The 9,220-nt window shown below is 45.0% G+C and carries 8 protein-coding genes; 2 read left to right on the top strand and 6 right to left on the bottom strand.

Annotated elements, in window-relative coordinates; translation table 11 throughout:
• The 6 genes from ACT3QQ_RS13005 to ACT3QQ_RS12980 form a co-directional block, all read right to left on the bottom strand.
• The coding region (locus tag ACT3QQ_RS13005; RefSeq protein ID WP_444528317.1) for a hypothetical protein at nucleotides 1-823 on the bottom strand (823 nt) is incomplete at its 3' end.
• A 179-nt stretch (nucleotides 824-1,002) separates the two neighbouring features.
• On the bottom strand, nucleotides 1,003-1,482 hold the full coding sequence (locus tag ACT3QQ_RS13000; RefSeq protein ID WP_444528316.1) for an acyl-CoA thioesterase: 480 nt from the start codon (nucleotides 1,480-1,482) through the stop codon (nucleotides 1,003-1,005).
• 167 nt (nucleotides 1,483-1,649) lie between these two features.
• The gene (locus ACT3QQ_RS12995; protein WP_444528315.1) at nucleotides 1,650-3,353 is read right to left on the bottom strand and encodes a long-chain-fatty-acid--CoA ligase; all 1,704 of its coding nucleotides are present in this window, start codon (nucleotides 3,351-3,353) and stop codon (nucleotides 1,650-1,652) included.
• A 75-nt stretch (nucleotides 3,354-3,428) separates the two neighbouring features.
• Nucleotides 3,429-4,631, bottom strand: a complete 1,203-nt coding sequence (locus tag ACT3QQ_RS12990; protein ID WP_444528314.1) for a 3-oxoadipyl-CoA thiolase — start codon at nucleotides 4,629-4,631, stop codon at nucleotides 3,429-3,431.
• A gap of 73 nt (nucleotides 4,632-4,704) precedes the next feature.
• Nucleotides 4,705-6,267 carry a 3-hydroxyacyl-CoA dehydrogenase gene (locus ACT3QQ_RS12985; protein WP_444528313.1) on the bottom strand — a complete coding sequence of 521 codons (1,563 nt, stop codon included), beginning with the start codon at nucleotides 6,265-6,267 and terminating at the stop codon, nucleotides 4,705-4,707.
• Nucleotides 6,268-6,438: 171 nt separating this feature from the next.
• Nucleotides 6,439-7,215 carry an enoyl-CoA hydratase gene (locus ACT3QQ_RS12980; protein WP_444528312.1) on the bottom strand — a complete coding sequence of 259 codons (777 nt, stop codon included), beginning with the start codon at nucleotides 7,213-7,215 and terminating at the stop codon, nucleotides 6,439-6,441.
• 373 nt (nucleotides 7,216-7,588) lie between these two features.
• On the opposite strand from ACT3QQ_RS12980, the gene ACT3QQ_RS12975 reads away from it, so the two are divergent.
• Entirely contained in the window at nucleotides 7,589-8,743 is a 1,155-nt protein-coding gene (locus ACT3QQ_RS12975) for an acyl-CoA dehydrogenase family protein (RefSeq protein WP_444528311.1), read from the top strand.
• A 121-nt stretch (nucleotides 8,744-8,864) separates the two neighbouring features.
• Nucleotides 8,865-9,220: MFS transporter (locus ACT3QQ_RS12970; protein WP_444528318.1), on the top strand; the 356-nt coding region annotated here is incomplete at its 3' end.

Raw genomic sequence — 9,220 nt, 5'->3', positions numbered from 1 at the left:
ACTGATGCTTATAACCAACGCTATAGCCTGTTTGTAAAATTAACTTACCATCTTCAGCATCACAGTCTACACCGCCATTCATAATGAGTGGTCCTCCAGCACATACAGCAGAATAGGCACCCATGCCTTTACCGCTATATACACTCGCATGTAGTGAATCATCACCTATTTTGAGCTTGCCTGCTAAAGAAACACCGATACCCACGTCCGAGTCGTCCCCATTCTCAGCCTCACGAGCTGTCATGGCTACATTGTAATCAAAATTAGAGAGATTGTTTTTGTAGCTGACTACCATATCAGGCAGGCTTGCATCGTCATAGACAGGATCTTGCGCCGTAAAACGAAGTCCATTGTAAGTATAATGCAATGTCAAATCTGGACGAATATACGAGCCTCCACCCGAGGCAGTCCCCAACCCTGTACCCCAAAAATCAAGCTGCTCTGTAGCAATAGGTGCAACTGCCAAGAACTGACCATTCCAAGTCTTCCCAACAGTTAAATCATCGACCTGAATATACGCATGACGCAAACGTAGATTTGAACCCCCTGTCGCATAGTCACCATAAAAATCACCTTCTATAAACCCGGTTAGTTTTTTATCATCCACCGACTTAGTCGTCTTAATATTAATACGTGACTGACGTAAATTACCTTTAAACTCCGAATCCTCGTTATCTGGAGAGTTAAACAATCCCTCTGCTTTGATATAACCCCCGATACTCAAGGTTGTATCATCAGTGGTCACAATATCTATTGCTTGTGCAGAGACACACGTTGCCCCTATAGCTAAACCTAAAGATAGCCTTTTTATATAAAGCATCATTCATCCATTCCCTGTTTTATTTTGATTTCCTTATCAAACCCAACTACCACTACTTTTTCTCTACTTCATAACTATTAACAACACTTCTCACCTAAATGAAATTTTTAACTAACAATCGTATTTTCAGGAGCTACTCCCGCTCTAAAAACACAATATTGCTTTGATCGATACATTAGGTTTTATGCCTGTTGGTCAGTATTTTCTAAAGCAGCAATCGCTAATTTTTTCGACTCATCGATAGGCTTTTTTTGTCCACTCAATTTATCGAGATAGACCAACACTGACTCACCGATGGCCACAACTGTCTTCAGCGCCTTACTATAATAAATATATTCGTGAATCAGACTTGAATTACCGATTTTCTTGACCTTGATGCCAATCCATAACTCATCAGGATAAGCAACCGATTTGAGGTATCGACATGACGAGGCTGCCATCACCGAAGACGTCTGTTCGTTAAATAAACCCAAACGCCTGTTGTAATAAATACGAGCATTTTGAGCATATTCGTAATAGACCACATTATTGACATGTCCAAAGGAGTCCATATCACCCCATTCCACTTGCTGAGGATAGATAACGGTAAAGTCATGCAAGGGGTGATTGTCATCGCTTGTGACAATCTCTTGTATTTCTGGGAACGTAGGCGCAGCTTCCATAGTTTTTCTCTTTTTATTAGACAGGTTCTGTTATATAGATAATGAGTGCGACTCAAAGTGCTCGTGACTCACACACCTCCCCCATCCCTAGCATTTAGTCAGACACTAGGGTTTATGAAACTTTTCACTTTTGTTAAAGTCGTTTTAATGGTGACAGGGTTGTTTGACTAGATGAGGTTTTCTGAGCACATCAATCGCATGCGTTTTTTATCAAGTTTACCAACGCTGGTTTTTGGCATTTCTGACAAAAACTTCACTTCACTTGGAACGCCATACTTTGGTAGGTGGCCTCTCTCTATTGCTTGATGTCCTAATGCCAAAATATCTTCCATTTTTGTGTCGATATAATCTGGCTTCAGTACTATCAATGCCAAGGGACGCTCACCCCAGCGTTCATCTGGCACACCAATCACTGCAATATCAGCCACACTCGGATGAAAGGAAAGAATTGTCTCAACTTCAAGCGAAGATACCCATTCGCCGCCAGACTTGATGACGTCTTTTAGTCTATCGGTAATGCTGAGCGTGCCATCAGCGGTCATACAGGCGATATCTTGAGTATGCATCCAGCCACCTTTCCACAGCTCATTACCTGCATCGGGATTTTTGAAATAGCTTTGAGTCAACCAAGGCGCGCGTATCACAAGCTCGCCTGTTGACTGTCCATCCATGGGTTGGGGTTTGCCATTCTCATCCCAGATCTCCATCGATACCAGCATGATTGGCGAACCTGATAGACAGCGATAATTAAGATTGTCCTCTAGGGTCATCGACTCGGTCTTGTCATCGAATACCGCTCGAGATAGTACAGGACATGATTCGGACATTCCAAACCCTGACATAAACTCGATACCGCACTCTATAGCTGCTTTGGCCAAACCTTCGTTAAGCTTTGAGCCACCTAGTAGTAGTTTGAGATTCTCAAATTTGCGACCGCGTTCTGCCATTTCTTTGAGGAGCATTTGTAATATCGCAGGTACACCGTGTGACAGCGTAACCTTTTGCTCCTCAATCAAATCGACTAACTTTGGTGCTAGATATCGTCCTGGATATACCTGCTTGAGTCCTATCATCGTTGCACCATACGGCCAGCACCACGCATGAACATGGAATAAAGGCGTCATGGGCATGTAAACATCGTTGTAGCGCGCGCCTTGACCTTCAGCATTGAGCGCTGATGCCAGTGTGCTAGCCATTGTCTGTAGTACGATCTGCCGATGAGTGAAGAAAACCCCTTTTGGGTCGCCTGTGGTGCCACTGGTATAGAATGTGGTAGCGATGGTGTTTTCATCAAAATCTGGAAAATCAAAGTCATCACTAGCGGCGGCCAATAATGCCTCGTACTCACCATCGACATAGTCTGGTAGCGCTGCTTTCTCGCCATCTGTTTGCTCAACACCTGCTTTGTCATCCTCTGCGTCATCTGCCCACATTACATGCTCAATAGAAGGTGCGTCGTTACGATAGTCTTTAATCATTGGCGCAAATTCAGCATTTAACAGTAGCGCTTTTGGTGCGGCATGGTTGACGGTGTACAGTACTTTTTCTTCAGATAAACGCACATTAACGGTTTGCAAAATCATGCCCGACATCGGTACCGCAAAATAAGCTTCAAGATAACGATGACTGTCCCAATCCATAACCGCGACCACATCACCTGCCTGTAAACCCATGTTTTTTAGGACATTGGCCAAGCGATTGATACGTTTGAAAAACTCAGCATAGGTATAGGTCACTTTATCCGCATAGCTGATGGTTTGATTGGTAGAGGCGATTTTGGCACGGTTTAATAGCTGCTTAATAATTAACGGAAATCCATACGCTTCTTCAGCTTGATGGTAGTTATCGTGTTCGTTGAGTATGGTTGTCATGATGTCGTCCTTGATAATAAATTGTCCTTGATATAGTCAATCCTCTATAAAAATGGGGCGAGCGTGCTTTTAATATCAGACGCGCTCTATCACCATCGCAAGCCCTTGCCCGATACCGATACATAAGCTAACCACTGCGTACTTGCCACCTGTACGCTGTAGCTCTCGAGCGGTGCTCAGGGCAATTCTTGCACCAGAGGCACCCAGCGGATGCCCAACCGCGATAGCGCCGCCATTGGGATTGACACGCTTATCATCAAAATCAATATCTAACCCTTTTAGACAACCCAGCACTTGTGAGGCAAAAGCTTCATTGATCTCAATGATAGACATATCATCAAGGGTTAAATCCGCACGTTTTAACGCCAGCTTAATCGCTTCAACAGGACCCACACCCATAATATTGGGTTCAACACCCATCGCACCTGATGATAAGATCTTGGCAATCGGTTTAAAACCTAGCTTTTCTTCCGCTTGTTTTGAGCCGATGATGAGCGCAGCAGCACCATCATTGATACCAGACGCATTGCCTGCCGTAACTATGCCATCTTTATTTAAAGGTTTAAGCTTTTGTAGCGCTGCAATATCGGAGCTAGCGCGAGGATGCTCATCATCTGTAACGACTTTTTCGGGCAATTTTTTACCTTGCGCAACGGTGATAGGCGTTATCTCATCGTCAAAGAACCCGGCTTGTTTGGCGGCTTGGTATTTGGCTTGCGATGCGGCTGCAAATTTATCGGCCTCCTCACGCGTAATGCCACACTTTTGAGCGACGTTATCGCCCGTCTGCGGCATGGTATCACTGCCGAACTGCTCAATAATCTTTGGATTGGGAAAACGGCTACCGATAGTCGTATCAAATACCTTAAAGTCACGGCTAAATGGCTTTTCTGTCTTGGCAAAGACGAAGGGCGCACGTGTCATGGACTCGACACCTCCTGCTAATATAATGTCTCCTTCATGACACGTAATACTGCGAGCAGCATCGACCACGGTAGACAAACCCGACGCACATAGACGATTGACGGTCTGCCCTGGAGTAGTGACATCTAATCCTGCTAACAAAGCCGCGTTACGAGCAATATTGCGAGAGTCCTCGCCAGCTTGGTTGGCACTGCCTAGCAACACTTCATCAAAAATATCACTAGACAACTGATGCTTTTCGACCAACGCTTTCATTACTGCAGCAACGAGATCATCTGGGCGCACGGTTGCTAATGCTCCAACATAGCGACCAAATGGGCTTCTTAATCCGTCATAAATATAAGCATCTAACATAACGTTTCCTTGTCGTATTTTTTAACTCTAAATAATGGTTTTATGGTTTGGCGACAATACTTTGTCGTTCGTATTAATGGGTGGTTTGCTGAGTAAACAATGACATATCTAGTTTGGCACGGCGTTGCAACCAAGGGCTTGGACGGTAACGCGGATCACCTGTGAGCGCATAGATACGCTCTAAAATGAGCAATATACGCGAGGCACCAAGGTGATCGCCCCAAGAGATCGGGCCATGCGGATAACCTAGCCCAAGCTTAACGGCATTATCGATATCCTCTGGCGTGGCAATCCCTTGCATCGCGATGTCACAGCCAAGATTGATTACCATCGCAACCACACGCTGCGCCACAAAACCTGTACTTTCGGTAATCAACGTGGCACTACCCACATCCTGCGTTGCGACGTTATTATCTAAGCCTTTACTGAATAACGCATAAGCTTGTGCCACAAACCGCTCCTGCGTAACGATACTTGGCATCAACGTACGATGCTTTGTAAGCTCGGTAAGCATGTCAATGGCAACCGCTTGCTTGGGTTCGACTTGATAGCGAATCGCAGCGTTGGTCGTATCCTCACCATATATTGTTAGTAGTACCAAGCTGTTAGGATTTGGCTTATCGTTATTATCAATAAGGACACCACGATTACTTAGATAATCGACCAGCTGTTTTTTGTCTTCTACCAAATCAGCCCCAATCCAAACTGAGGTAACACTTGCATCAGATGCCAGTGCTTTGGACGATTGTTCTTGAGCACTAACCACTGAAACCTTCTGACCGTTTTCGTAGTGATAAAACCCCTCGCCAACTTTACGGCCGAGCTTTTTTCCTGTCAGCATCTGACGAGTTAGTGGATGCGGTCGATAGCGGGCTTCTTGATAATACTGCTCATAGATCGATTCCATCACAGGGTGAGACACATCAACGCCTGTCAGATCCATCAGCTCAAACGGACCCATACGAAAGCCTGCGCCCTCACGCAAGATACGGTCGATCTGCTCAAAATCTGCGATGCCCTCGCCCAGTATCTTTAGGGACTCGGTACCATACGCTCGGCCTGCATGATTGACGATAAATCCTGGTGTGTCTTTTGCGACCACACCCAGATGCCCCATGCGTTTGGCTAAATCGGTGAGCGCCTCAACAGCTGAATGCTGAGTAGATATGCCTGGGATAATCTCCACGATTTTCATCAGTGGTACTGGGTTAAAGAAATGAAAACCGACCACGCGCTCTGGGTGATCACAGTCAGCGGCGATCGCCGTGACAGATAGCGATGAGGTATTGGTCGCCAAAATAGTATCGGCAGCGACAACCTCCTCTAACTTAGCAAATAGCTGTTTTTTTATGTCTAAGTTTTCGATGATGGCTTCTACCACGATTTCAGCGGTAGCAATCTGGCTCAGCTCCTGAATGACAATTAAGTTGTTTAAAGTCGCTTGCAACTCATCAGCAGTAAACTTGCCTTTGGCAGCCAGTTTTTCAAGCGTGCCCTGCAGTGATGCTCGTCCTTGTTCAGCAGCGCCTGATTTGGCATCAAACAACAGTACTTGGATACCCGCTTGGGCAGCGATTTGGGCAATGCCCATGCCCATGATGCCAGTGCCAACAATGGCCAATGTGTTCACAGTCATAATCATTCTCTATATATGTTTTGGTGCAGTTTGGATATGAGGTAGTTCGATGCTATCTGTCATTACCTACCTGACATTGCCTACAAGCTTATCGCTCCATACCAGCCACAGATCGATAGAGACTATAAGCAGGTAAAAATACAGATAAGCAAGTATATAGATAGCTATAGATTAGTGCCCTTTATACTCTGCGGGACGCTTCTCCAAAAAGGCTTTGGCACCTTCTTTTTGATCATGAGTATCAAATAGAATTTGAAACGCCTTACGCTCTAACGCCAACGCGCTATCTAAAGGCATGTCGGGACCGAGCATCGACACTTCTTTAATCTGAGTCAATGCGATAGGTGAATAACTTGCCAGCTGCGTGGCAATCTCAATAGCACGGGTGAGGGTACTGTCGTCTGCGACCACTTCAGACACCAATCCCATTCGGTCAGCTTCATCAGCATCAATCATGTCGCCTGTCAGTATCATTTTCATGGCTTTGTGTTTTCCAATAGCACGAAACAATCGCTGAGTGCCGCCTGCGCCTGGCATAAGCCCTATCTTGATTTCAGGCTGTCCAAATTTGGCAGACTTTCCTGCCACAATAATGTCAGCGTGCATGGCAAGCTCACAGCCACCGCCAAGCGCATAGCCATTTACCGCGGCGATAATCGGCTTCTGGCAATCAGTAATCGCACGCCAATATCGCTCACTACGACGTAAGTACACATCGACTGTCTTAGCCGTTAAGAAATCATTGATGTCAGCACCTGCGGCAAACACCTTATCACCACCTGTCAGCACAATCGCTTTGGTTTCTGGATCCTCATTTAATTGAATGAATAGCTCTGCCATTTGCTGGCGTAGCTCGCTGTTTAGCGCATTGCGTACCTTGGGGCGATTCAGCGTGATGACACTCACGCCCTCTTCTTGTTTTTCACAAATAATGAGTGACTCTTCCATGACTACCTCTTTTCCACATTTGTTTGCTCTATAAACAATAATAAAGGCTACTCGTTCTAAATATTTAATACCGCACAGCGATATTTAATACCAAAATATAGCGTTTATTTTCATTTGTAAAGTGAAAACTACTTAAATTTAGAAATAGTTATTTGGTATTGGATATAAATTATTAAATTTAAAACCGCAATGCGGTTTTTTAAACCAAAACTATTGTAATTTAATAAATCATCGATTATGCTGTTTACCCAAGACAATTAGATTGTTGTTCAGTATTAATCGTATTGTTTATCAAAATCTAAAATTTTCAATACTCAGGACGCTTATAAAACCACTATTAACAGTAGCGGTTAATCAAACAAGGAAGATCCACATGATTAGAGATAAAGAAACCCTCGACCACATTACCCAAACCATTCGTAACTTCGTAAACGATCAACTCGTTCCATTGGAGCATTGGGTGGCAGAAAACGATCGTCTCCCAGAAGAGATTATTGAGCAGATGCGTGAGTTGGGGCTTTTTGGGCTAACTATTCCTGAAGAGTACGGTGGACTGGGTGTCACTATGGAAGAAGAGGTTACGTTGGCATTTGAGCTAGGACGCACATCCCCTGCATTTCGCTCACTCATAGGAACGAATAACGGTATCGGTTCATCTGGGCTGGTAATCGACGGTACTGAAGCACAAAAGCAGAAATATCTACCTCGATTAGCCAGTGGCGAGATTATCGGTTCGTTTTGTTTGACTGAACCCGAATCAGGCTCAGACGCGGCATCACTGAAGACGACCGCGATACGGGATGGTGATACTTATATCATCAATGGCACCAAGCGCTATATCACCAATGCCCCGCAGGCTGGCATATTTACTGTCATGGCTCGTACTGACCCACAAAACAAACGTTCTGGTGGAATTTCAGCATTTATCGTAGAGAGTGACACACCTGGTATTACCTTGGGCAAGATAGACAAAAAAATGGGACAAAAAGGTGCGCATACCTGTGACGTTATCTTCGATAATTGTGTCGTGCCAGCAGACGCACTAATTGGCGGGGTCGAGGGTGTTGGGTTTAAGACCGCAATGAAAGTGCTTGATAAAGGTCGTTTACATATCGCCGCCGCCAGTACTGGCGCTGCCACTCGTATGTTAGATGACGCACTACACTATGCCGTCGACCGTAAACAGTTCGGTCAACCGATTGCCAGTTTTCAGCTGATTCAAGGCATGCTTGCTGACTCAAAAGCAGAAATTTATGCTGCTAGATCAATGGTATTAGATGCCTCACGTCTGCGCGATGAAGGCAAAGATGTCGTCACCGAATCGTCTTGCGCCAAGATGTTTGCCACCGAGATGTGTGGCCGCGTAGCTGACAGAGCAGTACAGATTCATGGCGGTGCAGGCTATATCGCTGACTACGGTATCGAGCGTTTTTACCGTGATGTGCGTCTATATCGTTTGTATGAAGGTACCACTCAGATCCAGCAAGTTATCATCGCTCGCAACATGATCAAGGAAGCCAGCGAGTAGTCTTGGATAATTATTAAGATGTATCACGGTATTGGCTAGGATGCCGATACCGTCTTTTTTTATACTTAGTTAGTCTTTTGTTCTCACAACGATAAGGATATACATTGTGAAAAGTGCTGTTATGACGTCAGACCCAAGCGTAAGCGCTGTCCAAAAACAACCTTGGAAATTGGCCTTTGTATTTTGTTTTTTGGTTCTGTTATGTGATGGGGCGGATATTGGTATTCTCGCCTTTACATTATCCAGTCTAAAACTGGAGTTTGCATTAACCAATGTACAGGCAGGGGCGCTTGGCAGTTGGTCTCTATTTGGTATGGCTATCGGTGGATTTTTTGGTGGCTGGGCTTGCGACAGATTTGGTCGAGTGCGGGTGATCGTTCTGGCAACTGGGATGTTTTCAATCTTGTCTGGTTTTAGTGGTATGGTGCAGAGCTACGAGCAGTTTGTGGTGCTACGGATTATTGCTTGCTTGGGTTT

Source organism: Psychrobacter sp. AOP7-A1-24, assembly GCF_052376235.1.
GTDB lineage: Bacteria > Pseudomonadota > Gammaproteobacteria > Pseudomonadales > Moraxellaceae > Psychrobacter.
This window is presented reverse-complemented; position numbering and strand designations above follow the sequence as displayed.

Bases quoted from the DNA above. Each gene is read 5' to 3' on its own strand.
- ACT3QQ_RS13000 (WP_444528316.1), bottom strand. From the start codon at position 1,482: ATGGAAGCTGCGCCTACGTTCCCAGAAATACAAGAGATTGTCACAAGC.
- ACT3QQ_RS12995 (WP_444528315.1), bottom strand. From the start codon at position 3,353: ATGACAACCATACTCAACGAACACGATAACTACCATCAAGCTGAAGAA.
- ACT3QQ_RS12990 (WP_444528314.1), bottom strand. From the start codon at position 4,631: ATGTTAGATGCTTATATTTATGACGGATTAAGAAGCCCATTTGGTCGC.
- ACT3QQ_RS12985 (WP_444528313.1), bottom strand. From the start codon at position 6,267: ATGACTGTGAACACATTGGCCATTGTTGGCACTGGCATCATGGGCATG.
- ACT3QQ_RS12980 (WP_444528312.1), bottom strand. From the start codon at position 7,215: ATGGAAGAGTCACTCATTATTTGTGAAAAACAAGAAGAGGGCGTGAGT.
- ACT3QQ_RS12975 (WP_444528311.1), top strand. From the start codon at position 7,589: ATGATTAGAGATAAAGAAACCCTCGACCACATTACCCAAACCATTCGT.